Raw genomic sequence first — 26,989 nt, 5'->3', positions numbered from 1 at the left:
AGCAGTACCCACCGGGCCGGCCCAGTCGACGGTTGCTCGTTGCATGCCGGGGTCGGCCTCTTGCGCGGACCATTTCAGGTTGGCACGCGCATTCAGGGTCGACGACAGGGCCCACTCGACATGCGGGCACAGCGCCACCGGCGCCGAGTGGATGTACACCACTCCAGTCGTCATGTCCGCAAACTGGTTCAGATTGCGCACCTTGTTCACCTCCGGTCTCGACGAGGAACGTCTTCCCCAACACACCTCGCGATACCGGATATCACACTCGTGTGACCAATTGTGCCTCATGATGCACGTGTTGCGCTAGTTTCCTGTGTGCATTTCCTGATGCGATGTCAGCGATCGCGTAGCTCGTGTGCCACGGTCTCGTTGAAGTAGGCCCACAGCGGCTTCGCCCAGGCACCGAACTGGCGGTCGGTGAGGACCACGCATGCCGCGTCGAGACCCGGATCGACCCACAGATACGTCCCGGCCTGCCCGAAGTGACCGAATGTCGCCGGCGACTGCGACTCCCCGGTCCAATGCGGCGTCTTGTGTGCCCGGATCTCGAATCCGAGGCCCCAGTCGTTTGGGGAATGCTTGCCGTACCCCGGCACGAATCCATCGAGACCCGCGAACTCGACGGTCGTTGCGCGCGCGTACAACTCCTCCGAGAGCAGTTGCGGACGGAGAAGGTCCCCCGCGAACCGCGCGAGATCGGCGACGGTGGATCGACCGGCATGCCCAGCCGGTCCGGCCAACTCGCTCGACGACATGCCGAGCGGCTCGAACACGGCCTGCCGCAGGTATTCCGGGAACGGGATGTCGGTCGCTGCTTCGATCGATTCGGCGAGCAACTGGAACCCGACATTCGAGTAGATGCGCCGCTCCCCCGGCCCGGCCTCGGCCGTCGGCTCGGAGTACCCCAGTCCCGAGGCGTGCGCGAGCAGATGCGCGATGGTCGACCCGGGTGGCCCGGCGTGGTCGTCGAGCGCGACCGCCTCCTCCTCCACCGCGAGTAGTACTGCGGTCGCGGTGAGCAGTTTGGTCACCGAGGCGAGGTCGAACACGCGATCGGGGTCGCCGAATGTCTCGGCGACCCCGGTCGGGTCGATCACTGCGGCGGCGACGTTGTCGACCGGCCAGTCGGAGAGCGCGTCGAGGAGGGGCACGGTGTCCTACCGTACCGACCCGGCGACGCGTCCGAGGCGATCAGTGGTCGTCGTCGGTGTACCTGATCACGCCGCGGATGTTCTTGCCGTCGAGCATGTCCTGGTATCCCTGGTTGATCTGGTCCAGGCGGTACTGACGGGTGATCATGTCCTCGATGTTCAGCTTGCCGATCTTGTACATCGACAGCAGCTGCGGGATGTCGAGCTTCGGGTTCGCGCCGCCGAAGATGGTGCCCTGCAGGTTCTTCTGCAGCAGGGTCAGCATCGCGAGGTTCAGCGTCACCTCGTTCTCCATCATGTTGCCCATGCCGGTCAACACGCAGGTGCCGGCCTTGGCGGTGATGCCCATCCAGGTGTCGACGTCCTTGCCGTGGACCTCGCCGACGGTGACGATCACCTTGTGGCACATGTGTCCGTTGGTGAGTTCGGCGATCGACATCGCCGCTTCCTCGACCGAGGCGAAGGTGTGCGTCGCGCCGAACTTCATGGCCTGCTCACGCTTCCACTCCACCGGATCGATGGCGATGACGTGACGTGCACCGGAGATCACCGCACCCTGCAGCGCAGCGGTGCCGACACCGCCGACGCCGACGATCGCCACGTCCTGACCAGGGCGCACATCGCCGCTGCGGGTGGACGATCCGTAGCCGGTGGGGACACCGCAACCGACGAGGGCCGCGACCTCGAACGGGATGTCCTTGTCGATCTTCACCGCGGAGGCCTCATGCACCACCATGTACGGCGAGAACGTACCCAGGAGCGTCATCGGGTAGACATTCTCTCCCTTGGGGGTGTGGATGCGGAAGGTGTTGTCGGACACGGCCTCGCCCTGGAGGAGCATTGCACCGAAGTCACACAGGTTGGCGAGTCCCGCCTTGCAGGACGGACATTTGCCGCAGGACGGGATGAACGACAGGACCACGTGGTCGCCGACCTCGAAGTCGGTGACCCCCTCCCCGATCTCCTCCACGACACCTGCGCCCTCGTGACCGCCGAGGATCGGGAACCCTGCCATCGGGATACCACCGGTCATCAGGTGATGATCGGAGTGGCACATCCCCGCGGCTTCCATGCGGATCTTGATCTCGCTGCGCTGCGGGTCGCCGATCTCGATCTCCTCGATCTCCCACGGCTTGTTGTGTTCCCTCAGCAGAGCGCCCTTGGTCTTCACTTCCACATACCTCCACGACGAGCAGCGAGTCCGGACGGCACGACCGGACGGTAACTGTGACACTAGTCATCCGGCAGCAAAAATGGAACGTGTTCTAGTCAGTTGTCGCCAACCTTTTCGCGCAGCGGTATCCGAACTGCACGATCCGACACCGCGAGCGGTCCTATACTCCCAACGACACGGACGGTCAGTTCGCTGACCTGCGCAGATGTGGAGCATCTCGATGAGTGTCCTCGATCGCACACACTGGGCCGCGGTCTTCGTCCCCGGCCGCACGGCGGTCGGTCATCACTGGGAGATGGTCGACTCCGATGCCGACGACGCGCCGCTGGGCGTGACCCGTCGTGCCTATCGCAACGTACTGCTCAAGACCGTGACGCTCACCGGTATGGACGGTGGCAACGACATCCGCGCCGACGTCCTCGACACGGCCGGCCTCGTGGACGCACAGGTGTTCAGTGCCTGGCGGACACGCGCCGACACTCGCATCGTCGAGGTGACCGCCGACGGACATCTGCTGGGTCGAGTTCCAACGACACGTCGGCCCAGCGCCTCACACTTCGCAGCGCGGACGGCACGGACCTAGCCCTACTGGACTACGCCGGCGCCGACCGGTGGACCGTTCGCGACGTCGGCGGCACGCCCATCGCGCGACTCACCCGTGCGCCGATCCGCCTGACCTCCTACGACTTCTGGGACGACGTCCTGTGGGACAACGGGGATCAATTCGCCAGTCCGGCGTCCTTGCTGCCGTAGGAGGCGCGCAGCGACGGCTTCACGACCTTGCCGCCCGCGTTGCGCGGCAGCTCGTCGACGATGACGATCTCCTTGGGGTGCTTGAAGCGGGCCAGGTTCTCGTTGAGGTACGGCTCCAACTCCGCGAGAGTGAGGTCGTCGCCGTCGGCGAGCACCACCACGGCCACCGGGACCTCACCCCACTTCTCGTGCGCCCGACCGATGATGGCTGCCTCGGCGATCCGCGGGTGCCCGAAGAGCACGTTCTCCACCTCGGCGCAGTAGATGTTCTCGCCACCCGAGATGATCATGTCCTTGGCGCGGTCCACAACATAGAGGAAGCCCTCGGCATCGCGGCGGACCAGATCTCCGGAGTGGAACCAGCCCCCGTGGAAGGCGTCCGCGGTGCCCTGCGGATTCTGCCAGTAGCCCCGCATCATGTTGGGGCCTCGATAGACGATCTCACCCACCTCGCCGTCGGCGACGTCGTTCATCTCCGGGTCGACCACCCGCGCCGTCACCGCCGGGACCACTCTGCCGATCGAGCCGATCTTCCGCAGCGCGTCCGCACCGTCGAGCACACAGGTGATCGGCGACATCTCCGTCTGACCGAAGACAGCGACGTTGAGAGCGTCGGGGAACGTCGCGTTCATCGCGTTGAGCACGGTGTCCGACGCAGGGGCAGCACCCCAGCTGATGACGCGCAGCTTCAGGTCCCGCGGACGGGCCTGCTGGGCCGCGCACACCGCCTGCCACTGAGCGGGCACCAGGAAGATGGAGGTGGTGCCCTCACGCTCCAGGGTGTCGAGCATGTCGTTCGGATCGAACGCCCCGAGCGGATGGATCACCGACACGGCGCCCATATAGAACAGCGGGGCCATCGCACCGAGACCGGCGATGTGGAACATCGGCGCCACACACGAGCCGATGTCGTCTGGTCGGGTCTGCAGCGCCTGCAGGCAGGTGACGGCCTGCGCCTGCATGTTGGTGTGGGTGAGCATGGCGCCCTTGGGCTTTCCGGTGGTGCCGGATGTGTACATGATCAGCGCGACCGTGTCTTCCGGCACGTCGACCTCCGGGAGATCGGACGAGTCCTCGGCGACGAGGTCGGCGAACCGCAGGTGATCCGCGTTTTCGGTGTCGCCGACCACGATGGTGTGGTCGATGGCGCCGGTGGACGCCGCGACCGCATCGGCGAGGGGGGCCAGCAACGTCTCGGTGACGATCACCTTCGCGCCACTGTCGTTGACGAGGAAGGCGATCTCGGCCGGACTCATCCGCACGTTGACCGGCACCGGGATCGCGCCGATCAGGTTGGCCCCCAGCACCGCCTCGACGTACTCGCTTCGATTCAGCAACACGACCAGCACGCGATCACCGAATTGCACCCCGCGCCGACTCAGTGCCGCCGCGAACGCACGCGAACGCTGCTCGAGCTGCGACCAGGTGGTCACGTCTCCCAGGAACTTGAGCGCCGGGCGGTCAGGGGTGGTCAACGCGTGGCGCCGAACCTGGTTGTTCCAGTGGTTACGACGCGAACGCAGCGGTTCGGTGGTCAGGTCGCTGGTGGAATCGAGGGTCGCGGTCATGATGGCCTTCTTTCGGATTCGGTCCGGAGGGAGTGCGGTGCGTCGGGCGGCTAGGGCCGTGGGAGTCTGCTCAGCCCTGGCTCTTGGGGCCGGCGAATGCAGCTATCGCGGCCTGGAAGTCGGAGGTCTGCAGGAGTTCGGTCTGCCCGTCCAGCTCACGTTCGATGGCCGCGTCAAACCCGGCCATCGTCTCCGCGTCCAACGCAGCCTTGGTGAGACGCAGTGCGCGGGTGGAGGATCGGATGAGTTTGGTGACTGCGGCGTCCACGGTCCGGTCGAGCTCGGATCGATCGGCTGCGATGCCGGTCACCAGACCGGCCGCGTACGCCTCGTCCGCACGCAACTTCTCGCCGAGCAGCGCGAGGGCGTTCGCTCGCGCGCGACCGATGCTCGCCGACACCAACATCGACGCGCCGCCGTCGGGCATCAGCCCGATGTTGATGAACGCCAACAGGAAATACGATCGCGACGTGGCGTAGACGAGGTCGGCAGCCAGCGCCAGCGACGCACCGATCCCCGCGGCGGCCCCGTCGACCGCGGCGATCACCGGCACCCGCACCGCTCGCACGGCCTGTGCCATTGCCGAACCCGTGGCGATCACACCCCTCGCATGATCGGCCTCGAATCCACCCGACGACTGCGACGACGACTCCAGGATGTCGAGCACGTCGGCGCCGGCACTGAACGCTCCACCCCGGCCGGAGATCACCACGACACGGACACGGTCGTCGGTGGACCAGCGGTGGAGGGTCTCGGTGAGGGCGGCGGAGGTGGCGTTGTCGAGCGCGTTCATCCGGTCCGGTCGATCGATCTCGAGCCATCCGACGCCTCGATCGTCGAGGTCGACTCGGAGCCCGCCGATCGACGCAGATTCCTGGCTCACCACTGACTTTCTCCTTCATCGACTGCGCACACACCGGTACCGGCGCCCACACTACCTGGTGAGTGCGATCCAGATCACGGGAATGCCGATTAACTTACACGGCGCTGCTACCGCGTGGAACAGCAGCTTTGCTCGATACGAGCTGAATAGCAATGGTGAAGGTGGAGTACGGATAGACTCCTCCAGCATGAGCCCCGAATCAGTCGCGTCACCCGCCGCGGCGCCGGGCAGGTCCGGACGGCGACGGCCTCCGGATCGCCGCCAGATGATCGTCGGCGCGGCGGCCAAGTCGTTCAGCGAGAGCGGCTACCACGCGGTGCGACTCGAGGACATCGCAGACACGGTCGGGATCTCCACCCCAGCGTTGTATCGGCACTTCCCGAACAAGTACGCCCTGTTCGCCGAGACGGCCCGTCATCTGGCCGACGCCCTGGCCGCAGCGGTCGAACCGATCCCGGTGGGCGGACCCGACGAATTGCGCGAGTTGCTCGCCGCGCTGACGGTCGCGGCGATCGAGAACCGTCGGACGGGTGGGATCTACCGCTGGGAATCGCAATTCATGCAACCGGACGACGCCGAGTACGTACGCGACATCGTCGTCGCCCAACACCGACGCATCCGGACCGCACTCACGATCAGACGTCCCGACCTCGACCGCGGGACCGCAGACGTCATCACCGCCGCCATGACGAGCGTCGTGGCCAGTCCGGCCACCCACCGGGCGAGCCTGTCCCGCAAACAGATCGAGACGACCATCACCGACGCCGCGCTCGCGTTGGAGTCAGTGGACCTGCCCGACGATCTCGCCGACTCTGCGACGCCACGCATCGGCCTACCGCCCGCAGCCCGACGCGAGGTCCTGCTCGGTGAGGCGATCAGACTGTTCGCGGCGAGCGGGTTCCACGACGTCACCATCGACGACATCGCCCGCGCCGCAGACCTTCCGGCTTCCGGCGTGTATCGACATTTCGCGAGCAAGACCGACATTCTCGAAGCCGCCTTCTGGCGCGCGTCCGACCGCGTCACCTCTGCCGTCTCGGATGCCTTGGCGGCGTCGACGACTCCACGAGAGGCGATCATGGCGCTCGTGGCGGGTTATGTGGAGCTGTGCCACGGCAATCCCGAGCTCATCGCTGTGTACATGGCGGAGATCGGGAACGTCGGGAAGCGTCAGCGGACCGCTTTGCGCAATCAGCAGCGACTCAACGTCGAGGAATGGTCGGCGTGGGTCGCACGTCATCGTGCAGAGGTGTCACCGGTGCGGGCGCGCTTCCTCGTCCACGCCGCGTTGAACGTCGTGGGCGACCTCACCCGGATCGATCGACGACCGAACACCGAGACGGTCGCGGCGCTGGGGAGCCGCCTGCTGCTGGTCGGCTGACCCTGCACCCGATGAGCCTGTACCGGACGTGCCCGCGTCGGTGGTCCGCGTCAGACGGTCGCGAAGTCGTCGAGCTGCCACCGCCCGTCGCGGTCGACCAGGGTCACCTTGATCCGCGACTGATACGGAATCCCCTCCGGCTGTTCTTTCTCCACCTCGGGTGACGTGACCGTCTGGTCCAGCGTCACCAGCACCACGGCTTTCCCGTCGGCGAGAGACTGGACGCCGGCCTCGCGCGACTCCGCGCGCGACGTCCCTTTCGCGGTCGCGTTGCCGCGCCGGGCATCCTGCGACGACGCGATGTAGGTGCGCGCGAACTCCGGAGTGGACATCGCGCGCACCCGACGGTCGAGGTCGCCGTAGTCGGCGGGATCGTAGGTCGCGATGTCGGCCGCGTAACGCTGAGCGATCTCCATCACCTGCCGCTGTTCGACGACACTCGCCGATGCGGTGTCGTCGCTGCGGACGTAGGCGATCGCGAGCACCGTGGTGGATGCGCCGAGCGCCACCACCAGCGCGGCGAGTACGGCGATCAGGGTCGTCGTGGTCGACAGTCGGCGCCGAGCTGGGACCTTGTCATCGATCCGTCGTGGCGTGCGGTCGTCCGCACCACGCCGCCGACGCGCAGCCTTGTCCACCTTCTCCTCGGCCTCGGCGCGGTACCGATCACGGTTGCGCCGATTGGTCTCCAGGAAGCTGTCCGAGTTCGGCTCGACGTCGCCATCGGGTCCGTCCGCCGCGTCGCCGCGGTCGGTGGACTCCTCAGTCTCCCCCGTGGCGACGTCGGTGTCCGCATCGCTCGTGACCGAGGATCGCGGATCGGACCCGTCTGCGGAGGGCGGCCCCGTCGGCGAGGACTGATCGTTCGGCTGGTCCGGATCGCGGGGTTCGGTGACGGACTCCGGCGGCTTCGACATGGCACCCAATGTAGCGGTGGGCGCTGTGGTCCATGTCACGGGGTTTTGTATCAAATATATAATGTGGGAACCTGGCTGCACGCCGCGATCACGTCGCCACATACAGAGAGCAGGGACTTCAGATGGTGAACTTCACCGACGAACAACGGGCCTTCGCGCAGGCCGTCGCCGACTTCTGCGCACGCGAGTCCGGGAGTCGCGAACAGCGCGATGCGCTGACCGACAACGGCCGTGAGCTGCATTCGCAAGAGCTCTACTCGAAGATGGCCAAACTGGGCTGGACCGGCATCCTGGTCCCCGAGGAGTACGGCGGCGCCGGTGCCGGCAACGTCGAGATGTGCATCCTCCTGGAGGAGGCGATGCGCGGGAATGCCCCGATCGGTGGCATCGGCCCGACGCTGATCACTGCCGCCGCATACGCGAAGTTCGCCGACGAGCAGCTCAAGAAGGAGGTGCTCACCGGTGTCGCCGACGGCGACTCGCTGGCCATCTCGATGTCGGAGCCGGAAGCAGGATCCGATGTCGCGGCGCTGACCTGTCGTGCCGAGAAGGTCGACGGAGGCTGGGTGATCAACGGCCAGAAGACCTGGTGTTCCAATGCACATTTCGCGAAGTCGATCCTGTTGATCGCCCGGACCAGCCGGTCCGGTTCCAAGCACGAGGGCCTCACGCAGTTCCACATCCCGGCCGGCACCGAGGGGCTGGAGATCAAGGGCATCGACACGCTGGGCGGCCGCGAGGTCAACGACCTGTACTTCACCGATGTGCGGGTGCCGGATTCGGCGGTCGTCGGCAAGGTCGACAACGGATGGAACCAGCTGATGGCCGGTCTGAACACCGAGCGTCTGATCCTCGCCGCCATGCAACTCGGTGTCGCCGAGCGGTCGTTCTCGGACACGCTGGCGTTCGTCTCCGAACGTAAGCAGTTCGGCCGTCCGGTCGGATCGTTCCAGGCGCTACGTCACCGGATCGCCGACCACGCGACCGAGATCGAGGCGACCAAGCTCCTCGTCTACAGCGTGGCGGAGCAGTCCGACGCCGACCCGACGCGACTTCTCCCCCGCGAGGCGTCGATGGCCAAGCTGAAGGCGACCGAGACGTCGAAGAAGATGACGATCGACGCGATGCAGATGATGGGCGGCTATGGTTACGCCACCGAGTTCGACGCGGAGCGTCTGATGCGGGGCGCGATCATCTCCACGGTCTACGGTGGCACAAATGAGATCCAGCGCGACATCATCGGAAAGACCTACGGGCTCTGAGCGTCGGCGTCCCTCGGGCGCCGACGACGCGCTGGTCGCCGGACAGCGGTTGCGGAGGCGTCCGCAGTTGTCCGACGAGGTGGCATCGCATCTGCGCGAGCAGATCATGACCGCATCGACCCGACCCGGGGAATTCATCCGGATGGACGACACCGCCGAACGTCTCGGCGTCAGCGTGACCCCTGTTCGCGAGGCATTGCTCACGCTGCGGGGCGAGGGCATGGTCAACCTCGCCCCGCACCGCGGGTACGTGGTCGCCGAGCTGAGTCGGACCGATGTCGAAGATCTCTTCTGGTTACAGGGTGAGATCGCGGTGAAACTCGCGCTGCGCACGGCAGACGCGATCACCGCGGATCAGATCGCCGACCTCGAGTGGCACAACCAGCAACTACGCGCAGCGTTGGGCACCGGCGACGGAACGCAGGTCGCCGACGCCGAATTCGAGTTCCACCGGGTCCACAACTTGATCGCGTCCGGCGGCAAGCTCGCGTGGTTCCTGTTGAGTGCCACCCGCTACACCCCGACGCAGCTGTACGCGACCGATCCCGACTGGGGATCGGTCGCGGTCGACAGCCACTCGCGGCTGATCGTCGCCTACCGCGACGGCGATCGCGATCAGGTCGTCGAGCAGACCCGTCGACAGTTCACCGACGGCGCTGCCCGGCTGACCCGACACCTGGAGAGCACCGGGATCTGGGACGTCTCCGACGACACCTGATCAAGCGTCGGGCGGCCGCCATTCGTCGGCGTGCACGGCACCGTCAGACGTTGCCGAGATCGGCCGAAACCCATTGCTGGGGGCGCAGATAGACCTTGGTCTGTGCGCCGTGTTCCTTCTCGGCGAATGCGACGTATCCCTCGACCTTGTCGGCAGGCAGGTAGCGCGCCGACATCTCGACGAGATCATCGTGCGTGCCGTCCTCGTACCGGTCGACCTCGCCGGACACCGAGACATAACGGATGGTGGGTTCGACGTCGTCGATAGCCAGCGTGAACCGTCCGGCCGACCGGATCAGGTCCAACTTGCGGGATTCGGTGGCGGTGAGAATCCATGGCTGACCACCGACCTCGTACTGGTACCAGATCGGCACCACGAGCGGCGCACGATCGGGGCCCGCCTCGACAGCCAGCGAGGCGATCTTGGGCTGGGCCAGATACTGTTCGCGTTCTGCTCTGCTGAGACTCATGTCTTCACCGTAGGTGCGACCACCGACAGTTTCGTCGATGCGGGCCTTCGCACCGGGCGGCATGATGGTCGACATGGTCGATCGCGTGCGGCTGCGTCCGCTGACCGCCGCCGATGACACGCTCCTGGCGACCGCGACGCTGGAGAATCTCAACTGGGCCGCTCCACGCTTCACCGTCGCCGACGTCCTCGAATCACCCGAATTCGCGAAGTACACACAGCTGTCGCTGTCTCGCGGCGACTTCGGCGTCGTCGCCGAGGCCGATGGTCGAGCGGTCGGCGTCGCGTGGGCGCTCGCCCTGTCCGCCCGCGACGCGGGCTATGGATTCGTCGACGATCGCACGCCCGAGTTCAGCCTATGGGTACACCGGACCCACCGCGACCGCGGCATCGGCCGCCGGCTGACCGCCGGCTTGCTGGCCGAGGCGACTCTGCGCACATGCAGAGTCAGCCTGTCGGTGGAGGCCGGGAACTCACGCGCGCGACACCTGTACGAATCCCTCGGGTTCACCGCGGTGCCGGACCGCACCGCCGACGGGGTCATGCTCTGGCAACCGTAGTGGCGGCCACACGGCACTGCAGAAAGAGAAAGACCCGGCAGATGCCGGGTCTGACCTGGAAGAACTCTGGCTCCCCCAACTGGACTCGAATTGGATGACCACGATGTCGGTGAGGGCCTCGGATAGACTTGGTTCGCAGCAATTCCAGAACTCGCGAATGACCACGGTCGTTGACATGGGTCCGACGTACGCCTCGCCCGTTACTTCTGCCGGTTGGGTGGTTCGTCATTACGACCGTCGGATCTTGAGCTCCTCGGCTATAAGCAACCGAGCTACCCGCTTTGGATGCGGCCAACGTGCACCGCAACCCTCGGAGATGCCACCGAGTCAGCTCGGGGCCCCGAGAACCGACCTCGTGCTGTCGTGCGGGACCATCTAGGGCGCGTTGCGCCATCGATTTCTTGTGAGAGCGCTCGGCAGTCGACGCCTGCCGATCAAACCCGGCGGAAGGTGCGAACCCACTGGCTAACTGCGTCCAAATCGTGGGCCTCTGGCTTGTGAAGAACATTTGAAAGCGTGGACTGCAGAAGCCGAACCGCGGTCGGGTCCATAGAGTTCAACGGAACATCGCTGAAGTTGAGTTGATCCAGCGTCGCGACCATCCCCACCAGCGTCGACTGAAACGCCTGGTTTCGTGGAATCTTGAACGCCCCGTATCCGGTGATGAGCTCAAGACACAGATTTGCGAGCGGGAGTCGATGCGATGCCGCTTCCAGAGCAAGGCTGGGACCGTACAGCGTAAGTATATTGGTACCTCCGGGTGGCAGATCCAAATGCTCCACCTTCAATAAGGCGGAGGCTAGGAGGTTCGGGGACTCTAGCGTCGCACCGTGCACATCGCCAAGATTGAGCCCGTCCGCACCTTGAAGAAACACATAGCGAGGTTCTCTGCCGACGACCGAAATTCGAATGGCTGAGACAGATATCGGCTCGCGGCTCGGGTTGGTTAGGAGCAGACTCGCTGCCTTCTGAACGGGGATCTGCTCTTTGTGGATGAAGTAAATATTCAGCTTGGCGGCGTGCGCCCTCTCCACACTTCGATTGTGGATTAGGATCCCGCCAGCCACGCAGGCGGCCACAATCGAAATCGCGATCGCAATCCAATCAACCAGGTCGTCCACGCGCTCAGGCTACCGGCGCCCGGAACTGGTCGGCGATCAGACACGGTCCATACAGGAACGCCTGATCGCCACGCCGATTCCATCCGGTTCAACCGGACCAAACAAGAAAGACCCGGCGGATGCCGGGTCTGACCTGGAAGAACTCTGCTCCCCCAACTGGACTCGAACCAGTAACCGTCCGATTAACAGTCGGAAGCTCTGCCAATTGAGCTATGGGGGATTGTCCTCGATCCAGGCTCGCCGACCAGGGCCGGACCATCTGAACCGAAAGCTGACTCTAGCGCATGACCACAGTCGGAAACAAAACGGCTGGACGAGTCGCGACACTCCCGATGTGAGTCGCGTGCCCGCCTTGTCGCCGGGCGGTCGGTGGTGGACCTCCGTAGAGAGTTCGAAAACCTGCGTGGCCTTGAAACCGTGGCTTCCCGCAGGTCGCGGGGCGTCTACCGGCGACCGGAGGCCGCTGGAGCCGTCCGTGATGGACTCGCGAGAGCGAGTGGTACGCACAGTTGGGATGACTCAAACCTTTCTGAGCCCGGCGCAGGTGGACGAGCTGGTAGGCCTCCACGAGGCGGGCGCGACGTTGGTGGAGCTGGGTGAGCAGTTCGGCGTGCATCGCCGAACGGCTGCTGCACATCTGGTCCGCCGCTCGGTCCCGATCCGCAGGCGCGGTCTCAAGGAGTCCCACCTCGCCGAAGCGGTCGATCTGTATGCCGGAGAGCTGAGCCTGATGGAGGTCGGACTGCGGTTCGGAGTCAGCCAGCAGACAGTCCGACGCGCACTGGCCGTGGAGGGCGTCCTAATCCGGCCGAGCGGACGCCGCACTCAGGTCAGCGCGTGATGTTCCGACCGGACGCGCACGGACGAAGCATGGCGGTCAGGACGCCTGCCAGTGAGGCCGGGTCAGTGAGCGGGAGCACGCCGAGATCGACCGCACAGACAGTCACGCCAGCGTCATCGAGGTCTGCCAGGACGTGCGGGGCCGCCGGGATCGTCCGCCCGAGACGCCTGCTGCGGTATCAGCGATCAATCGGGTCAGTTCCGAGCGATCGCCGGCCCCGTCGCTATAGCTACAAGTGACATCAAGATCAAGGTCGCAGGCGAGCACCAGGCAAGCGGTCTGCTGCTGCTCGTGCGCCTGGCGCGTGGGGCGGGCAACTTATGTGTAGGTGGCGGCGTTCATCGGACCGCCCCTGCGGTCATGGGCGCCTGGGACTGCGAGCTGTCACAGGTGGCCTGCCGGTTGCGGTGCCGGGCGATGGCTTCCTGGGTCCGGGCGTGAATCAGGAGGATAAGGCTGACCGGTCCCATGATGGTGAACTTCAGCGCGTTCCACACCGCCCACAGCACGACCAGATGCAGCCAGCTTGGGGCACCGTCAGCGAGGGCGTTGGTGCAGATGCTCGCGATGAGCAAGTAGGGCACGGCGAGGAGCATCGCGGGGATGCCCCACTTCAAGTTGCGTCGGCGTCGGATCGCGTCGAGCAGCCAGCTGGTGGGCATGTAGCGGCGCAGGTAGCAGCGGATGTGCGCGCTGAACGACCAGATCAGGCGGATCATCGCGGGCCTCTCGTCACACGTGTCTCTCCGTCGAGGAGGCAGTACGTGTATGAGCGCCCAAGCTGGGCCGTCCCGAAGGACCCGCAATCGAGGAGAACCTGCCTCGGTCTTCACCGTACGCCGGAGCCCGGACAGACGTAACCCCTGTGCCACCTCATTCGCGGGAGTCCGACGCCGCGGGGCGGAAGTGATGCCGTGGGCCGGCTGGTGCGTGTGGCAGGGCGATGAGGTGGGTTCCTGAAACGGGTGTCTCTGTCTGTTGGAGGTGCAGGCCGATCATGTTGACGAGTGTCGCGGCGACGGCAGCGAGGTCTGCGGCCGAGCCGTGGAACGTGGGTACGGAGCATCCTCTGGTGGGGATTAGTTCGTCGCCTTCGGCCGCTTCCTCCCAGAGTGGGTGGTACAGCTCCAACCCATCGGCCACTACCGAGCGTCCTGCCTGGTCGTCAAGCTCAGACGGCGTACAGGGGGCACCGGGCGCGCAGATATTGGCGATACCGAGCGTTCCCGTCCTGGCGTCGGTGGCGACCTGGGCAATGAGTGCCGTGCGGTCTTCGCCGACGAGGATGTCGAGGTAGGTGGTGATGCTGTGGCTGACGGTGGCGTCGATGATGAGGTCCGCGGAAAGGGAGACGGCTGGATCGGGGACGCCTCCTTCTGCGACGGTGACGGTCAGGTCGTCGCGGATCGCGCGGAGGCGTGTGGCGAGGGCATCGGCCTTGGTCTGGCCGATGTCGGCTTCGGTGTAGTTCTGTCGCACGAGCAGTCCGCCGGTGATGGTGCCGGGATCGCAGACGGTGATGGTGCTGGCTCCGGCGCGTGCGATGAATTCGGCGAGCCATGAGCCGAGTCCGCCGCAGCCCCAGATGTGGACGGTCCGTCCTTGGAAGCCGTTGACGGGACGGTTGTCGTCGCGCCGGGTTGTGATTTCTTGCCGTTCGTCGGACATGTTGCACCATTCGATGGGGATGTCGGCGTTGATGATCGCAGGGTCGAGGGTGACCGCGGTGCCGTGCTTCTTGGTGAGTCGCCGGAGGGCGTCGGCGGTAGTTGCGGGGAGGCGTCCGCCGAGAAGATGATGCGGTCCGCCTGCGGGGTGCGGAACGGCGAGCACGAAGTACTGCTCGGTGCCGTCGGGGTTTCGTAGAGCGCTGGCCAGGAGCGAGGTAAGGAACGCGGGCGACTGCGGTGAGACCTCTGGCGGTCGTCCTTCGGAGCGGTGAAGGTGCGGGTCGTCCAGGAGCGTCAGGAACAGCGCGAAGGTGGATGCCGCGCCGAACGGGAGGTCGCTCGCGAGGACAAAGACGGGCGTGCGGTGTCCGTCGTGGTCGGTCGAGTAGGTGAGGTCGTAGCGGTGCGATGAGCGGGCGAGGAGCCGGGCGATCTGCTGCCGCTTCGGCGGCCCAGGTTCGCGGACGACGATGGTGGGTGTGTCGTCTGCGTGGTGGAGCACTCCTCCGACAGCGTGGTACATCGCGGTCGAGGGATCGAATGCTCCGCCGGCGGCATCGGTAAGCCAGTCCCACGGTCGGCTGAGAAATCCGGCCATGCCGGCAGACGGTCGCCACTCACGGGAGGGGTCGAGATAGATGCAGAGCCGCTGCCCTTGGAGGACGTGCGGGAAACCGAGGAAGCGAGTGTGTTTAACCTCCGCGCTCGGCGGCGAGAACAGCGAGGGGCGAATCTTGACGATGAATTCCTCGTCTTCTCCAAGTTCCAGTCCGCCGGGACGGTGAGGGATGTCGGCAGTGTGGAGCCGGAGTCGGAGGGTGGCGTCGCCGTCGGTGCCAACCTGAGGCTGCTGAGCTATCCGCACGTCGCGGGGATGGTCCCTAGCTAGTGACCTCAACTCGTCAACAAGATGCTTCTGCCAGGCCGACAGCGTGGCCCGGTTGCGTCGGCTCATCCCGCGCGGCCAGACCGCCCCACGGTGGAAGCGGCCGCGGGAGCTGCTGCCGGGAACTTCGCGCTGCTAGACGAGGTAGCCGGAGCCTTGAAGCCATCACCGAAGATGCCCTGCCACAGCTCGATGCTGCGCTCCTTGTCTTCCTCCTCGTACGCCTCCTCGATTTCGGCGGCGTGGACATGAATGCGGTCCCGGAAGTAGCTGTAGGTGGACTGCTCCCACCGATGGTCGAAGGTGACCCCCGACCTCGACGGGTCTGGAATGGAGGGCTTGGTCGGGCGTGCCTGGAGCCAGGCGTCGAGGTCCTTGACGAGGTGCAGGAGAGTCGTGGGGACGTCGCTGTAGTAGCCGGGGTCGAGCAGCGTGCGCAGCTCGGTGACCTGCTCGCCGAGCAGTGTCGTCAGGAGAATAGACCGCGTGCCGGTGAAGGAGTTCTTGTGGTCGCGCAGGTACTTCATCAGTCGAATGACCTTGCGAAGGTTGCCCTTCGCGAGCGCGTCCTTGCTCTTCATCCAGTCCGTGAAGCCCTGGGGATCGGTCAACTCCCAGCCGTTGTCGTCGCGGTTGACGATGACTTCGCGACCATCGGCGAGGTTGAGGTGCGGCACGATGTCCAGGTGCATGGAGTTCGCGTAGACGAGTCGGACGCAACGGCACTTGCGTGAGTGCGGCATGTTGCCGTAGGTGCTGTGGCGGTGCAGAGCCGCGTAGACCTCCTCGATGTACTTCTTTGGGTCGTCGGACCAGTCAGCGTTCTCGCTCATGTCGAGCATGAAGTCCGCGTCGAACTCGTTGCTGCCCACCGGGTTGACAATTGTCTTGTGCGCCCACGAGCCCTGAGGCGTCTTGCCGAGGATTAGGTGCCCGATCTGCTCGTCGGCCTTCAACGCCTTGTAGACCGCCTCGACGCGAGAGTCGAGCGAGTCGAGCTTCACCTGGCCGAGGTTGACGGTGTCCTTGAGCAGGACGTTGAAGTAGTCAGTGAGCTTCATCGGAGACCTCCGTCGTCGTATTGGTCGGGTCGCCGCAGTGTCGGTCTCCGATCAACGGTGCGTACTCGGCAGCGCGATGATCTGCGAACCGCGCGGTGTAGATGGGGCTGAGCTCGCGACTCACCGACGCGGCGAGGCCGGCGACATCGCTCGGGTCTGCCGAGTCAAGTGCGTACAGTCCGCCCGGCACGAGAGCATCGAACCTGGTGAAAGCGGCCTTGCCGATCAGATGCTCCGCGATGCCCTGTCCGCCACGGCTGCCGGCTGTGAGAATCAGAGGCGCGATCGGCTTCGCCCAGTTGAACAGCCCGCCGCGGTCGAGGCGCTTGGGGTGGTTCGTGAGCTGGTCGATGGTGCCGACGTTGAGCACCCTGATCGAGGCCAGCGGAACGTCGAGCATGCTCACGGCCTCGGCGATTGCGACGACAGAGGGGTTATTCGCCCACACGCCGCCGTCGATGAGGCGGTGTCCATCCACACGTGCGGCAGGAAAGTAGAGCGGCGCCGCCGAGGTCGCCATCGCGATGTCCACTATCGGGATGCGCCAGTCGCGGGCGAGCCGTGTGTGGTGCGGCGTCTTGAAGACGTGCACGGAGCCTCGTTGCACGTCCCACGCCGGGATGACCAACCGCTTCGCGCTGTCCCCAAGCAGCCGCACACCGAGCACCTTCGTCAAGGCGGTGCGCAGCGCATCGCCGTCGTAGATGGGTGCAGTGAGTTGGCGAGGCCGCCGCCACAGTCGCCGACGCGTGGTCGGGAAGACCGCCTCGACCAGTTCTTCGTAGTGCCCCACGATCGCGCTCGGGGTGAGACCGGCACCCAACCCGAGCGCGACGATGCCACCCGCCGACGTCCCGGCGATCAAGTCGAACGAGTCCTTGATGCTCACACCGAGGTCCTGTTCCAGCCGCGCCAGCACGTGAGCGGTGAACAGTGCCTTGGCTCCGCCACCATCGAGGGCGAGAATCTGGAAGCGATCGACGGATGGGGGCCTCGGCTCGATCGTCGTGGATGGATGGTCCTGCCGTCCGGGCGCGTCGGCCTGCCCGGGCAGCATCTCGCCTCCGGGATCGGTCGATCTTGCAGGAACTACACCCATGTAAGTATTTTGCGCCCGCCGCACCGACACCACCGAGGCGCGAGACGGAGCCGTACCGGTCGTACTCATGCCCTTGCTCGCCGAGCAGTCGGCTCCGCATGCGCGGCTTGTTGGCTTCCCCCGCCTAGACATGCTTACGGAGCCAATCCCAAGCCTTCTGTGGGAGCCAGCCCGAGTAGCTGTCGCCCGAGATGTCAACGACGAGCACACTGTCGGAGTCGTCCAGCGCGGGCTTGAGTCGGTCGAGGGCTTGGCTCGGGCTGAGTGACGAGACGACGATCCAGGTTGAGTCGAGATAGTGCCACCAAGGGCCAAGCGCCTTGATCTTCTCGTAGAGATCATCGTACTTCTGTCCAGGTTTGTTGAGGTCATAACTGATGAGCAGTGCGCTCATGTTCTTCTCCTGACGTGTAATGGGTTAGGCCGGCGACACCGAGGCATCGCCGGCCCACCGGCTACTTCTCGTTACGGACGCCCTTGTGCTGGTTGGGGCTGCCGTTGAGAATCCGGCCAGTGCCGGTATCACGCTTGAACCATGTGGTGCCGCGCTTGAACTCGCTCCGGCTCTTCACGGCACCGACGCGGTGTCCTTGTCCGGTGTTCTTGGCCATCTCCTTCACCTCCGTCCCGACAGCCCAGATCCGCGTGCGCGGGGGCTCTCACTGAGTAGTCGAGATAGGGCTGTGTGGAGTTAGCGTCAGGAACGGCAGTCCACGCAGAGGCCGTCGACAACGAGGTGTGGTTGGAACTGAAGGAAGCACTCGGTGCAGGTCAGTGCGCGCTTGGCATCTCGCTGACAACGGCAGTCGCCGCAACGAGGACAGAACGGCTGGCCACAGTCCGAGCAGGGGTACCCTCGGCGCTCGAAACTGGTCCCGCAGCATGACCCTGTGAGCAGGGGGCGGGTGTCGAAGTCGCGTTGGATGGGCGCATGAAACTGCTCGACCTCCCAAATGTCTCGATCGCAAAACACGGCCACGACGCGCTTGTCGTCCCCGATCGCGTCGACGTAGAAGTCTGCTTGCGTGCCCCAGGGGGTTCGCCAGGAAAGGCGCCGAGCCGCAGATGCTCCTGGTGCCAGGCCCAGTAGGGAGTGGCGTTCAGTGAGCTTCTGGTCACGCCAAGGGAAAACGGTGGGCCAGCCTTGCTCGGGGTCGGGCTTGACGCTGGCGTGTGTAACGGTGCCGGTGTAGCGGTCGATGATGGCGATGGCCCCCAAGCCGGGTAGGTGCTTGGCGATAGCGATCGCACACACCGGCCGGCTGGCCTGGGAGGCGTTATAGAGGTCGACCAGGTGCTGCGCTCTGATCGGTCCGTTGGCGATGACCGCTGTTGCCGCAGACTCGGGCAAGAGCAATCGCTGGGCGATCCGGTCACAGACGGTTTCGAGAAGGCGGCCGGGCTCGTCCTGGTCGGCTATCCAGTCATAGATGTCCGGCGCCCTCTCGGCGAGCCAATGCCCAAGTTCATGGGCGAGAGTGAAGTTCTCACGCCGACTCGCTGGCGTGGGCGCATACAGGATCACCCCGTCTTCGAGGAACGAGACGCCATCACACGCGCCACCGTCGTCACGGGAACTAGCTAGGTGTTCGACGGCTCTGACAGTCAGCTCAAGCTCGTCGCGGAGGACGCCAAACGGGTCCCCGGCGAAGCGGGCTCGGACGTCATCCGTCAGCAGGGACAGTGCCTGGTCAACACAACCTTCCAGGTTCATGCGGGTATCACCCACGGTCGGCTTGCTCGACAGAAGCGACAAGGGCGTCGAGCGAGCGCAACAGTTGCTCTGTGTCGGGGCGCTCTCCTCGGTGCACGGTCGCAAGCATCCGGCTTTCGAGCGTCGCAGCAGCCACGGCACGTGACACTCGTCGGGCCTGTGACCAGCGCGTGACGAGCTGTTCAAACAGCGGATTCGCGCGTACAGCGCCTACGTGATCGGGCAGAGACGCCGATGACGGAGCTGAGATCAGGTCGTCTACCCGTGCTCCGAAGATGTCAGCGATTGCCTGGACCACGGCGGGAGGTACGTCAGCCGCTGTACGAGTCTCCCACCTGAAAACGTCGCTCTTGTCGAACTGCCACCCTCGCTCATGCAAGCGCGCGGCAACGTCACTGACGCTCAGTCGCGCACGCTTTCTTACACGAGACAACGCGGCAGAGTCGAGACGGCATTCGCTGTCAGGGAGTAGACCCAGCATCGCTGCCACGGGGTCATCTTCAAGTGCTGGCGCGCCTCGGGCGGCGAGCCAGAGTGCATCCGCCGTCTCAACGATGCCATCAAGTTCTGCGCGCTCTCGGTCGTTCAGCTCGACGTCACGCAGGATAAGTTCGCGCTCTTGGGGTCGTTCAAGCAGCTCTGCGACAAGTCTGTCGCGTTCGTCGTCATTCATTTCCCTTCCTCCTTTCTGTGCATTTCCTCTCGAAGGAGCGCTAGCGATCGTGTCGACATCTGGCTCACACGCGCCGGACTCACGTTCATTTCGGCTGCCACCTCAGATCGCGGCCGCCCCAACGCCGCGGTCTCCCACACCGCCTTTCGATGGCGTTCGTCCAATATCGTGAGACAGTCCCACGCATGACCTGCCCGTTCCTGTTGGTCGATGGCTTCCGCAATGTCTTCCGCGAGGTCGGAGTCATCGGCACGGTCATCGACGGCTTCGACGAACTCAGGTCCGGCGTGCCGTACCTCTGCTGATCTGATTCGATCCAGCGCCTTTCGCTTCGCCGCGGTCACGAGAAATGCTTCCCAGTTCCGCACATTCCCCGGCGGCGAAGCCATGATGGAGACGATCGCGTCCTGCACCGCGTCCTCCGCCTCAGAGGCGCGACCAGCCTCGCGCAGCACTGAGGCCGCAACCTTGTGCATGGCGTCTCGATGGCGGAGGTAGAGAGCACCGAGGTCTGGCGGCATGTCGGTCATCGCTGCCGCCTCGGCCCCTCGCCCCAGCGCCGACACCAGCGAGGCTGTCTCATCATCGGCCTCGTCCTCCTCACCTCGTAGTCGGGATAGCGCCTGACGCAGTTAGGCCATCCTGATGGAGACCTGGACCGCCCTCCTGACGATTGTCTCGCTTGGAGTCAGTTCTGTGACGCATATAGACGTGTCGGATCTTGCGTGCGACCCGGGCAGGGTGGCGTCACAGGCGCCGGTTGGGGGCATCGGGCTCGACAGGTCGTCGCTCGGCGGCAGTCGGGCGCTGCCGAGCAATAGCGCGTGACCGTGCGAGCGCACTTCTTGCGCAGGCGAAGTCGATTTTCTGCGCCGTGTCCTCCGGTTCCTGTACGAGGGGCGTGTCTTCGGTGATGCCGTAGCGGTCGCGGTAGCCAGCGACGGTGCGAACGTGCCGTCGCCACGCCGCTGCCTTGCGTGGGTCGCGCGGCGGGTCACCGAGTGACAGCGTCCAGGGCTCCGCGGCGTCGCGGGCGGTGTCGAGTACGGCGTCGGTGCGGGTCTCGATCAGCTCGCGTCGCTCATCGAGCGCGTGGCGCATGTCGCTGGTCATCGGTCCGTCCGCGGATGGGACCAGTCCGGCGATCAACCGCGGCGCCTTCCGCGTGCGGCCCGAGCCTGTCGGGCGGCTGGTGGCACGCGCCACCCGGTAGTGCAGGACAGAGCGATGTCGTCGGCATCGGCGAACCCGCGCGCGGCCACGAGACGCGGCAACAGAATGTCGAGGTCGTGGTGGTTGGCCTCGGCACGGCGCAGTTCCGCGGTGAGTGCACCGAACGCTCGGACTCGATCGCGGCGTCGGCTTGCTCGGCAGTCAGACCAGAGGCACGATGAGGGTGGCCCAGCGGTCTCGTTGGGCGGCGGCGATGGTCTCGTACTCGGCGGCGAGCTGGGCGATCGACCCCCACTGCTCCTGTTCGGCGGTGATGGTCTCGTGCGCGGACAGCTCCGCCCTGACGTTCTGGAGCACTCCGAACAGCACGGAGCGGCCGGTGGCGTGTGGGTTGTCGCCTGGATTCGGGTGGGCGTGCTCGTCGGGCCGGTCGAGGATCACGTAGGCGTGATTGGAGTGCTTGCCGCGGGTCATCGCGACGTAGAGATTCTCCCGCGTGGTGGTCGGCTCGACAAGCACGTGCCCGGTATCGACCGTGACGCCCTGGGCCCCGATGCGCGGTGACCGCGTAACGAAGATCAACATGCTCGACCGCATAGGCCGTGGGCAGGACGATGGAACCGCCGAACCGGCGGCCGGTCTTGTCGTGACCGACCCGTCGTCACGAACGCCAGTGATGGTCCAGGCATCGCCGTTGCGCACCCAGGTCTTCCCGGACCGTAGGCGGCGGTCGTTGCGTCGGGTAATGAACGTGTCCCCCACCCCGGCGGTGGGTGCCGTCGTTGAACTCGACCTCTCGGCCCGGCGTCAACGTGCCGTCGAGGATCAGGTCCGCACGAGCACGCTGGTTCAGAGTGGTCACGTCGTCGCGGGTCTCGGCGATCAGCACCGACCTCACCCTCGTTGCCGGTCGGTGCGCCAGGCGGTGTAGGCGGTATCGGTCATCGTCTCGGCGTCGCCGTCGTGGATGCGGGCGTGGTCGAGGTAGGTGTCGATCACCTGCGTACTGCCATGTCGTGACCTCAGGGAAGGGGCTTGTCCCAGGCGCCTGTGAAGCGGTGGACGTCGACCAGCTCGGGCGCATCATCGCGATCGCCCACAAGGAGTCAGAAGGCACAGCCGGCGTCGACGGATTGGAGCTGGGCGTAGTCGCCGACATCAGCACCTTCGCTCCGGCTCATTCGGCCAGGTGCGTGATGCGGTCCAGACAGAGGGTGCCGGCGAGGGAGGCTTCGTCGATGATGACGAGCTGACCGGCCTGGAAGTCGGTTCCGTGAGTGAGGTGGTTCTGCCACCACTTCGCCGTGTTCTCCGTCGCAATCCCCAAGTCCTCGGAGAGAACCTGCGCGGCCACCGCGGACGGCGCAAGCCCGACCACCGAGCCTTTGCCATGATTCTTCTCCCAGGCACGTCGCAACGCATTCATCGCCGTCGTCTTCCCGGCACCGGCCGGGCCGACCAGGACATCGAGGACGCGGCCGGAGACGGCGATCGCACCAACGCCCGGCGTCACGGCCGTGAAGGCACTGGACCGCCACCGCCCAGCAGGCTGCCGCGCCCAGCAGGCTCACGACACCGAACGCGATACCCATCATCCGCACGACCACGACGATGTGACCCGCTGCGTAGCCCCACAAACCCCACTCGTCGGGCGACAGCCATGAGGGCAGCGTGCGCAAGTGCCGCATAATCCCGCCGAGCCCGAGCGCCAGCATCACCGCCTGGGCCACTAGCATCGCGCCGCTGACACCGACGAAACACACCACCGCGGCAAGCAGGGTGCTGGGCGCAAGAGCCCAGCTCGTGCGAAGAGCCCGGCGGCGTTGCCCGGACGATGGGTGCCTGGGCGCGATCGTTCCGGCGCTCACTTCTGATCATCCGTTCGGCTGTTGTCACGAGACGCGGAACGTGCTCGCGAGCGGCGGCGCTGCTCGATTTGAAGGCGAGATGGTCCTCCACCAAGGACGCCAACGCCCTCAACTGGGCTCAGAACGCCAACAACGCCCGAACCCCAGTCAACGATTCCATTGGCAAGGTTTCGAGCCTTGTGCGCGCGGGTGGGGCGGGCGGGTGGGGCGGGCGGGGCTCGAACCCGCGACCTACGGATTATGAGTCCGCGGCTCTAACCGACTGAGCTACCGCCCCGACCGGGCACCGTGGTGTCCGATCCGAGAGATTACCGCACCCGACAGCGCCGCCCGGGGACGCCTACGCCGCGACCGGGCAGCGTGTGCGGCGCGCTGATCGAATCCCGCTACGGACCGAACCGCCACCTGCCGTCCACACACTTGAGTGCGACACCGATCCGGGTGGCCGCGACCGCATATCGCCCCGAGCACGACTGCCCGGCGTAGCGGACCACGGGATCGGCCGGCGCGGTACGGACCCACCTGGTGCCCGAGCGCGGACCGGTGTGGGCACACACCACCGAGATGCCCTTCGTCCGACGCAACGAGTTGACTTCTGCTCTGTCGCAATGGGCGCCGACACGAGGGACGGTTGCATCGGCTTCACCGGCCTCGACGAGGCTCACGACCCCACCGGTGAGGACCCCCGCGGCGATGAGTCCCGCAGCCGCGGCACGCTTCATCATCATGCGCCACAGAGTATTCGGCCAATGCCACGCAAGGACATGCTCGGGCCCGAGGTTCATTCGATCGGTCGAAGCCCGAAAATCACGTGTCTGTGCGCCACCGACTCCGAGGACAACCGGATCGTCAGACCGCTCAACCGGCGTCGGCGTCAGGGTCGACGGCCTGCTCCAACAGGCTCCGCCGGTACGCCTCGAGCGCGACGAGATCTCCGAAGACGGCGTTGTAGGCGTCAGGATCCTCGCTGGGGGCCATCCGTCGCAGGCGCGACTTGATGTCGGCGATCTGCGCACCGACCCAGACCTCTTGCAGACGCGCGAGCACGCTGCTGATGTAGCGCGGGATGTTGTTCTCCCCCACCGGCATCGACTCAACGGCGAGTTCGGTGACGAGCGGTCCGATCACGGGATCGTCGACAGCGTTGCGCACCGCATCGACCCAGGCCGCGCCACCCATCCCCGACGACGTACCACCGAGGTCGGTCATCGCCGTCCGGATCAGGCCGTAGGCACCCTCGGTGAAGCACTCCAGCGGCAGCGAGTCGAACACGGTCCCAGCGATCGCCGGATACTGCAGCGCGGCCTTCAGCGCCTCGCGCTGGGGCCACAGCCGCGGGTCGGAGGCAATCGGCCGCGCAGCGGCGGCCGATGTCGCCTCGGGACGTTGGGGGCGGGTCGCGGTACCGCGATTCCGGCCACCGCGGGTCGACTCGGCGGGACGTGACCGAGCCGCCTTGGCGGCTTCCTCCCGAACCCGACCGAGGACCTGCCCCACGTCTTCCCAACCGACCCAGCCGGCGAGTTGTCGGGCGTACTCGTCCCGGAGGGCGACGTCCTTGATCCTGGCCACCACCGGCACGGCGTCGCGCAGCGCGTGCACTCGCCCCTCGGCGGTGTCGAGATCGTGTCCGCCCAGCAGGGCGTTGATCGCGAACTCGAACATCGGGACCCGCCGCGCGATCAGGTCACGAACAGCTCCGTCACCCTTGTCCTGCCGCAGTTCGCATGGGTCCATGCCGTCCGGCGCGATGGCCACGAAGGTCTGTCCGGCAATACTCTGTTCACCTTCGAATGCCTTGAGCGCGGCCGCCTTACCCGCGTCGTCGCCGTCGAAGGTGTAGATCACCTCACCGCGGAAGTACGAGTCGTCCATCATCAGACGTCGGACCAGCGCGAGGTGGTCCTCGCCGAATGCGGTGCCACACGACGCGACCGCGGTGGTCACGCCGGCCAGGTGCATCGCCATCACGTCGGTGTAACCCTCGACGATCACCACCTGGTGACCGCGGGCGATGTTCTTCTTGGCGTGGTCGAGTCCGAACAGCACCTGAGACTTCTTGTACAACATCGTCTCCGGCGTGTTCATGTACTTGCCGAGGTTGTCGTCGTCGTAGAGCTTGCGGGCACCGAATCCGATGATGTCGCCACCGAGGTTCCTGATGGGCCACAGGAGCCGACGGTGGAACCGGTCGATGGGTCCCTTGCGCCCTTGCTTCGACAACCCGGCGGCCTCCAGCTCGGAGAACTCGAACCCCTGCGAGAGGAGAGCCTTGGTCATGGTGTCCCAGCCGGCCGGCGCGTAGCCACACCCAAAGGTCACGGCGGTCGCGCCGTCGAAATCACGGTCTTTCAGGTAGTCGCGGGCGGCCTGGGCGTCAGGAGTTCGCAGCTGTTCGGCGTAGTACTTCTGAGCCGCGGCATTGGCCGCGACCAGACGTGCCCTGGTCCCGCGATCGCGATTGATGGCGGTGCCGCCGCCCTCGTAGTTGATCCGGTAGCCGATGCGGTCGGCGAGCTGCTCGACCGCTTCCACGAAGCTGATGTGCTCCTGTTTCTGCAGGAAGCTGTAGACGTCGCCGCCCTCGCCGCAGCCGAAGCAGTGAAAGTGCCCGTGGTTGGGCCGGACGTGGAACGACGGGCTCTTCTCGTCGTGGAAAGGACACAGGCCCTTGAGGCTGTCCGCTCCTGCCCGCCGCAGAGCCACGTAGTCGCCGACGATGTCCTCGATCCGCGTCTGTTCACGGATCTCCGTGATGTCGCGATCGGGGATTCGGCCTGGCACGCGACCAGTGTAGTGACCGGTGAGCGGTCCCGGTGCCGACCGGTCGCAGACCGTCCGGCGCCCGGGCGACGACGACCTGCCGCGCGCACAGACGACGACGTCAGGCGGTCGGGGCCGAGCTCTGCGTTCTCGTATGCGTCACTCGTCACTCCAGCTGTCCGGCCGAGTCCCGTCGAGGTCGGTGACCCCGTACTCACGGGCGAGCTCGCCGGCGGTCACCGACCCCTGGTTCCACCGCCCCCGGTCGGGGTCGGCGGCGAGGGCTGCTATGCTGCGGCCGACGTAACGCGGCGATTCGGACCCGGCGAACCCGGGCGGAGCCTGCGGGTGGCCGTCGACCGAACCGTCGAGGGCGTTGCGCCAGGTGGACTCGGTCACGCCGAAGGCATCGAGCATCATCTCCGACCGGAGCCATCCCGGTGTGACCGCGATAGCCGTGCCACCGCGTTCGGCGAGTTCGTGTCCTTGCGAGAACGCCAGTCGGTTGACGGCCACCTTCGCCAGGTCGTAGTACACCGAGATCCGATAATTGTCTGCATTGAACGACGTTGTGCCGTCGGTGATCTCGACGAGCAGTCCGCCCGGACGGTCGACCAGCAACGGCAACAGGTGATGTGAGGTGATCAGATGTGTGTCGATCGCCAACCGCAGGATGCGTAGCCCGGTGTCGAGGTCGTGTTCCCAGATCGGGGTGTTCCAGGTCGGTGGCGGCCCCTTGAGCTGCTCGGCTCCCCATATGTCGTTGACCAGGATGTCGATGTGCCCGTGATCGGCCCGGAGCCGATCGGCCAGACGGCGCACCTGATCAGGATCGAGATGGTCGACCTGGATCGCCACCCCGGCACCGCCGAGTCCGGAGACCATCTCGGCGGTCTCTTCGATGGTCTCGCCCCGGTCGTAATCGGAGCGGATCGCGATGTTCCCGCCGCGGCTGCTGCGACCGGTGCACACCACGGTCGCCCCGGCCTCGCCCAGCGCCGCTGCGATGCCACGTCCGGCACCGCGCGTCGCACCTGCCACGACAGCAACTCTGCCTCGCAGCCGGTCCCCTGCTGACGTGTCCGCCACGGTTCCGAGTCTGACACAGTTCGCGATTCGGGAGTCGCGAACGCTCCAGGTGTTCGTCGCCCACCGTGCGCTCCAACTCGTCGACCGTGCGCGCGGATCCGTCGACCGTGCGCTCGGATCTGTCGATCGTGCGCGGGGCAGCTGCACGTCCCTGCAATCTGCATCTCGGCGCGGCGGTGTTCGGATTCCTGAC

30 protein-coding genes and 2 tRNA genes are annotated in these 26,989 nt (G+C 65.8%); 6 read left to right on the top strand and 26 right to left on the bottom strand.

Features of this window, described 5'->3' with window-relative positions; all coding sequences use genetic code 11:
- From GS4_RS25260 to GS4_RS16265, 3 genes are all read right to left on the bottom strand, one after another.
- Window positions 1-201, bottom strand: a 201-nt coding sequence (locus tag GS4_RS25260) for a DUF3145 family protein (protein ID WP_157226651.1), incomplete at its 3' end; no start/stop codon positions are given.
- A 137-nt stretch (window positions 202-338) separates the two neighbouring features.
- Window positions 339-1,154, bottom strand: coding sequence for a serine hydrolase domain-containing protein (locus GS4_RS16270; RefSeq protein WP_007622498.1), 816 nt, complete (start codon window positions 1,152-1,154; stop codon window positions 339-341).
- A 40-nt stretch (window positions 1,155-1,194) separates the two neighbouring features.
- The gene (locus tag GS4_RS16265) at window positions 1,195-2,325 is read right to left on the bottom strand and encodes an NDMA-dependent alcohol dehydrogenase (protein WP_007622497.1); all 1,131 of its coding nucleotides are present in this window, start codon (window positions 2,323-2,325) and stop codon (window positions 1,195-1,197) included.
- A 223-nt stretch (window positions 2,326-2,548) separates the two neighbouring features.
- Here GS4_RS16265 and GS4_RS16260 point away from each other — a divergent pair, with 223 nt between their 5' ends.
- Window positions 2,549-2,911 (top strand): hypothetical protein, encoded by a 363-nt coding sequence (locus tag GS4_RS16260; protein ID WP_007622495.1) that lies wholly within the window; start codon window positions 2,549-2,551, stop codon window positions 2,909-2,911.
- A 136-nt stretch (window positions 2,912-3,047) separates the two neighbouring features.
- On the opposite strand, the gene fadD5 is transcribed toward GS4_RS16260, so the two are convergent.
- Both fadD5 and GS4_RS16250 read right to left on the bottom strand, forming a co-directional pair.
- The gene (fadD5, locus tag GS4_RS16255; RefSeq protein WP_007622492.1) at window positions 3,048-4,649 is read right to left on the bottom strand and encodes a fatty-acid--CoA ligase FadD5; all 1,602 of its coding nucleotides are present in this window, start codon (window positions 4,647-4,649) and stop codon (window positions 3,048-3,050) included.
- A gap of 70 nt (window positions 4,650-4,719) precedes the next feature.
- Complete coding sequence (locus GS4_RS16250) at window positions 4,720-5,532, bottom strand: enoyl-CoA hydratase-related protein (protein WP_040510794.1); 813 nt, start codon at window positions 5,530-5,532, stop codon at window positions 4,720-4,722.
- Between the two features lie 187 nt (window positions 5,533-5,719).
- Here GS4_RS16250 and GS4_RS16245 point away from each other — a divergent pair, with 187 nt between their 5' ends.
- Window positions 5,720-6,913, top strand: coding sequence for a TetR/AcrR family transcriptional regulator (locus tag GS4_RS16245; RefSeq protein WP_040510793.1), 1,194 nt, complete (start codon window positions 5,720-5,722; stop codon window positions 6,911-6,913).
- 50 nt (window positions 6,914-6,963) lie between these two features.
- Here GS4_RS16245 and GS4_RS16240 read toward each other — a convergent pair whose 3' ends face one another.
- Window positions 6,964-7,830, bottom strand: coding sequence for a hypothetical protein (locus GS4_RS16240; RefSeq protein ID WP_007622486.1), 867 nt, complete (start codon window positions 7,828-7,830; stop codon window positions 6,964-6,966).
- Between the two features lie 122 nt (window positions 7,831-7,952).
- Here GS4_RS16240 and GS4_RS16235 point away from each other — a divergent pair, with 122 nt between their 5' ends.
- Both GS4_RS16235 and GS4_RS16230 read left to right on the top strand, forming a co-directional pair.
- Entirely contained in the window at window positions 7,953-9,092 is a 1,140-nt protein-coding gene (locus GS4_RS16235; protein ID WP_007622485.1) for an acyl-CoA dehydrogenase family protein, read from the top strand.
- Window positions 9,049-9,810: a GntR family transcriptional regulator gene (locus GS4_RS16230; RefSeq protein ID WP_083862744.1), complete on the top strand. Its 762-nt coding sequence runs from the start codon at window positions 9,049-9,051 to the stop codon at window positions 9,808-9,810. Before GS4_RS16235 ends, GS4_RS16230 begins: the two co-directional genes overlap by 44 nt.
- Window positions 9,811-9,853: 43 nt before the next feature.
- Here GS4_RS16230 and GS4_RS16225 read toward each other — a convergent pair whose 3' ends face one another.
- Window positions 9,854-10,279, bottom strand: a complete 426-nt coding sequence (locus tag GS4_RS16225) for a pyridoxamine 5'-phosphate oxidase family protein (protein WP_040510816.1) — start codon at window positions 10,277-10,279, stop codon at window positions 9,854-9,856.
- 37 nt (window positions 10,280-10,316) lie between these two features.
- On the opposite strand from GS4_RS16225, the gene GS4_RS16220 reads away from it, so the two are divergent.
- Window positions 10,317-10,838, top strand: coding sequence for a GNAT family N-acetyltransferase (locus GS4_RS16220; RefSeq protein ID WP_007622480.1), 522 nt, complete (start codon window positions 10,317-10,319; stop codon window positions 10,836-10,838).
- A gap of 434 nt (window positions 10,839-11,272) precedes the next feature.
- Here the strand turns inward: GS4_RS16220 and GS4_RS16215 are convergent, their stop codons facing one another.
- On the bottom strand, window positions 11,273-11,959 hold the full coding sequence (locus GS4_RS16215) for a hypothetical protein (protein ID WP_007622475.1): 687 nt from the start codon (window positions 11,957-11,959) through the stop codon (window positions 11,273-11,275).
- Between the two features lie 147 nt (window positions 11,960-12,106).
- A tRNA-Asn gene (locus GS4_RS16210) sits at window positions 12,107-12,179 on the bottom strand.
- A 294-nt stretch (window positions 12,180-12,473) separates the two neighbouring features.
- Here GS4_RS16210 and GS4_RS16205 point away from each other — a divergent pair.
- Window positions 12,474-12,800 carry a hypothetical protein gene (locus GS4_RS16205; protein WP_007622473.1) on the top strand — a complete coding sequence of 109 codons (327 nt, stop codon included), beginning with the start codon at window positions 12,474-12,476 and terminating at the stop codon, window positions 12,798-12,800.
- 338 nt (window positions 12,801-13,138) lie between these two features.
- Here GS4_RS16205 and GS4_RS16200 read toward each other — a convergent pair whose 3' ends face one another.
- The 17 genes from GS4_RS16200 to GS4_RS16150 form a co-directional block, all read right to left on the bottom strand.
- Complete coding sequence (locus GS4_RS16200) at window positions 13,139-13,519, bottom strand: hypothetical protein (protein WP_007622471.1); 381 nt, start codon at window positions 13,517-13,519, stop codon at window positions 13,139-13,141.
- Window positions 13,520-13,673: 154 nt separating this feature from the next.
- Window positions 13,674-15,425 carry a ThiF family adenylyltransferase gene (locus GS4_RS16195; RefSeq protein WP_007622469.1) on the bottom strand — a complete coding sequence of 584 codons (1,752 nt, stop codon included), beginning with the start codon at window positions 15,423-15,425 and terminating at the stop codon, window positions 13,674-13,676.
- Window positions 15,422-16,417, bottom strand: coding sequence for an SMODS domain-containing nucleotidyltransferase (locus tag GS4_RS16190; RefSeq protein WP_007622468.1), 996 nt, complete (start codon window positions 16,415-16,417; stop codon window positions 15,422-15,424). Before GS4_RS16190 ends, GS4_RS16195 begins: the two co-directional genes overlap by 4 nt.
- On the bottom strand, window positions 16,404-17,516 hold the full coding sequence (locus GS4_RS16185) for a CBASS cGAMP-activated phospholipase (RefSeq protein WP_007622465.1): 1,113 nt from the start codon (window positions 17,514-17,516) through the stop codon (window positions 16,404-16,406). The genes GS4_RS16190 and GS4_RS16185 overlap by 14 nt, the downstream gene beginning before the upstream one ends.
- A 124-nt stretch (window positions 17,517-17,640) precedes the next feature.
- A complete protein-coding gene (locus tag GS4_RS16180; protein ID WP_007622464.1) occupies window positions 17,641-17,910 on the bottom strand; it encodes a hypothetical protein in 270 nt (89 codons plus the stop codon).
- A 61-nt stretch (window positions 17,911-17,971) separates the two neighbouring features.
- Entirely contained in the window at window positions 17,972-18,127 is a 156-nt protein-coding gene (locus tag GS4_RS25875) for a hypothetical protein (protein ID WP_007622463.1), read from the bottom strand.
- Window positions 18,128-18,213: 86 nt separating this feature from the next.
- Window positions 18,214-19,245, bottom strand: a complete 1,032-nt coding sequence (locus tag GS4_RS16175; RefSeq protein WP_157226649.1) for an ImmA/IrrE family metallo-endopeptidase — start codon at window positions 19,243-19,245, stop codon at window positions 18,214-18,216.
- The gene (locus GS4_RS25650; protein WP_007622461.1) at window positions 19,238-19,903 is read right to left on the bottom strand and encodes a hypothetical protein; all 666 of its coding nucleotides are present in this window, start codon (window positions 19,901-19,903) and stop codon (window positions 19,238-19,240) included. Before GS4_RS25650 ends, GS4_RS16175 begins: the two co-directional genes overlap by 8 nt.
- Window positions 19,900-20,433, bottom strand: a complete 534-nt coding sequence (locus tag GS4_RS25255) for a sigma-70 family RNA polymerase sigma factor (protein WP_157226648.1) — start codon at window positions 20,431-20,433, stop codon at window positions 19,900-19,902. The genes GS4_RS25650 and GS4_RS25255 overlap by 4 nt, the downstream gene beginning before the upstream one ends.
- A 217-nt stretch (window positions 20,434-20,650) precedes the next feature.
- Window positions 20,651-21,016, bottom strand: a complete 366-nt coding sequence (locus GS4_RS25995) for a hypothetical protein (protein ID WP_217997691.1) — start codon at window positions 21,014-21,016, stop codon at window positions 20,651-20,653.
- 261 nt (window positions 21,017-21,277) lie between these two features.
- Window positions 21,278-21,661 carry a hypothetical protein gene (locus GS4_RS25990; protein ID WP_217997690.1) on the bottom strand — a complete coding sequence of 128 codons (384 nt, stop codon included), beginning with the start codon at window positions 21,659-21,661 and terminating at the stop codon, window positions 21,278-21,280.
- A gap of 76 nt (window positions 21,662-21,737) precedes the next feature.
- Window positions 21,738-21,965 carry a hypothetical protein gene (locus GS4_RS25985; RefSeq protein WP_217997689.1) on the bottom strand — a complete coding sequence of 76 codons (228 nt, stop codon included), beginning with the start codon at window positions 21,963-21,965 and terminating at the stop codon, window positions 21,738-21,740.
- A gap of 288 nt (window positions 21,966-22,253) precedes the next feature.
- A complete protein-coding gene (locus GS4_RS25980; protein ID WP_007622456.1) occupies window positions 22,254-22,589 on the bottom strand; it encodes an AAA family ATPase in 336 nt (111 codons plus the stop codon).
- 558 nt (window positions 22,590-23,147) lie between these two features.
- Window positions 23,148-23,221 (bottom strand) — tRNA-Ile (locus GS4_RS16165).
- Between the two features lie 109 nt (window positions 23,222-23,330).
- The gene (locus GS4_RS16160) at window positions 23,331-23,672 is read right to left on the bottom strand and encodes a hypothetical protein (RefSeq protein ID WP_040510791.1); all 342 of its coding nucleotides are present in this window, start codon (window positions 23,670-23,672) and stop codon (window positions 23,331-23,333) included.
- A gap of 130 nt (window positions 23,673-23,802) precedes the next feature.
- Window positions 23,803-25,728: a DNA primase gene (gene dnaG, locus GS4_RS16155; RefSeq protein WP_007622454.1), complete on the bottom strand. Its 1,926-nt coding sequence runs from the start codon at window positions 25,726-25,728 to the stop codon at window positions 23,803-23,805.
- 138 nt (window positions 25,729-25,866) lie between these two features.
- Complete coding sequence (locus GS4_RS16150; protein ID WP_040510789.1) at window positions 25,867-26,796, bottom strand: SDR family oxidoreductase; 930 nt, start codon at window positions 26,794-26,796, stop codon at window positions 25,867-25,869.
- Window positions 26,797-26,989: the final 193 nt, after the last annotated feature.

Source organism: Gordonia soli NBRC 108243 (assembly GCF_000334455.1).
Classification (GTDB): domain Bacteria; phylum Actinomycetota; class Actinomycetes; order Mycobacteriales; family Mycobacteriaceae; genus Gordonia; species Gordonia soli.
The sequence above is the reverse complement of the archived record's forward strand: the minus strand, read 5'-3'. Positions and strand labels throughout refer to the sequence as shown.

What these genes read in the sequence shown, in the direction of transcription:
- GS4_RS16260 (WP_007622495.1), top strand. Translation starts at nt 2,549, where the DNA reads ATGAGTGTCCTCGATCGCACACACTGGGCCGCGGTCTTCGTCCCCGGC.
- fadD5 (WP_007622492.1), bottom strand. Translation starts at nt 4,649, where the DNA reads ATGACCGCGACCCTCGATTCCACCAGCGACCTGACCACCGAACCGCTG.
- GS4_RS16245 (WP_040510793.1), top strand. Translation starts at nt 5,720, where the DNA reads ATGAGCCCCGAATCAGTCGCGTCACCCGCCGCGGCGCCGGGCAGGTCC.
- GS4_RS16240 (WP_007622486.1), bottom strand. Translation starts at nt 7,830, where the DNA reads ATGTCGAAGCCGCCGGAGTCCGTCACCGAACCCCGCGATCCGGACCAG.
- GS4_RS16235 (WP_007622485.1), top strand. Translation starts at nt 7,953, where the DNA reads ATGGTGAACTTCACCGACGAACAACGGGCCTTCGCGCAGGCCGTCGCC.
- GS4_RS16230 (WP_083862744.1), top strand. Translation starts at nt 9,049, where the DNA reads ATGAGATCCAGCGCGACATCATCGGAAAGACCTACGGGCTCTGAGCGT.
- GS4_RS16225 (WP_040510816.1), bottom strand. Translation starts at nt 10,279, where the DNA reads ATGAGTCTCAGCAGAGCAGAACGCGAACAGTATCTGGCCCAGCCCAAG.
- GS4_RS16220 (WP_007622480.1), top strand. Translation starts at nt 10,317, where the DNA reads ATGCGGGCCTTCGCACCGGGCGGCATGATGGTCGACATGGTCGATCGC.
- GS4_RS16205 (WP_007622473.1), top strand. Translation starts at nt 12,474, where the DNA reads ATGACTCAAACCTTTCTGAGCCCGGCGCAGGTGGACGAGCTGGTAGGC.
- GS4_RS16200 (WP_007622471.1), bottom strand. Translation starts at nt 13,519, where the DNA reads ATGATCCGCCTGATCTGGTCGTTCAGCGCGCACATCCGCTGCTACCTG.
- GS4_RS16195 (WP_007622469.1), bottom strand. Translation starts at nt 15,425, where the DNA reads ATGAGCCGACGCAACCGGGCCACGCTGTCGGCCTGGCAGAAGCATCTT.
- GS4_RS16190 (WP_007622468.1), bottom strand. Translation starts at nt 16,417, where the DNA reads ATGAAGCTCACTGACTACTTCAACGTCCTGCTCAAGGACACCGTCAAC.
- GS4_RS16185 (WP_007622465.1), bottom strand. Translation starts at nt 17,516, where the DNA reads ATGGGTGTAGTTCCTGCAAGATCGACCGATCCCGGAGGCGAGATGCTG.
- GS4_RS16180 (WP_007622464.1), bottom strand. Translation starts at nt 17,910, where the DNA reads ATGAGCGCACTGCTCATCAGTTATGACCTCAACAAACCTGGACAGAAG.
- GS4_RS25875 (WP_007622463.1), bottom strand. Translation starts at nt 18,127, where the DNA reads ATGGCCAAGAACACCGGACAAGGACACCGCGTCGGTGCCGTGAAGAGC.
- GS4_RS25650 (WP_007622461.1), bottom strand. Translation starts at nt 19,903, where the DNA reads ATGAATGACGACGAACGCGACAGACTTGTCGCAGAGCTGCTTGAACGA.
- GS4_RS25255 (WP_157226648.1), bottom strand. Translation starts at nt 20,433, where the DNA reads ATGACCGACATGCCGCCAGACCTCGGTGCTCTCTACCTCCGCCATCGA.
- GS4_RS25995 (WP_217997691.1), bottom strand. Translation starts at nt 21,016, where the DNA reads ATGACCAGCGACATGCGCCACGCGCTCGATGAGCGACGCGAGCTGATC.
- GS4_RS25990 (WP_217997690.1), bottom strand. Translation starts at nt 21,661, where the DNA reads ATGTTGATCTTCGTTACGCGGTCACCGCGCATCGGGGCCCAGGGCGTC.
- GS4_RS16160 (WP_040510791.1), bottom strand. Translation starts at nt 23,672, where the DNA reads ATGATGATGAAGCGTGCCGCGGCTGCGGGACTCATCGCCGCGGGGGTC.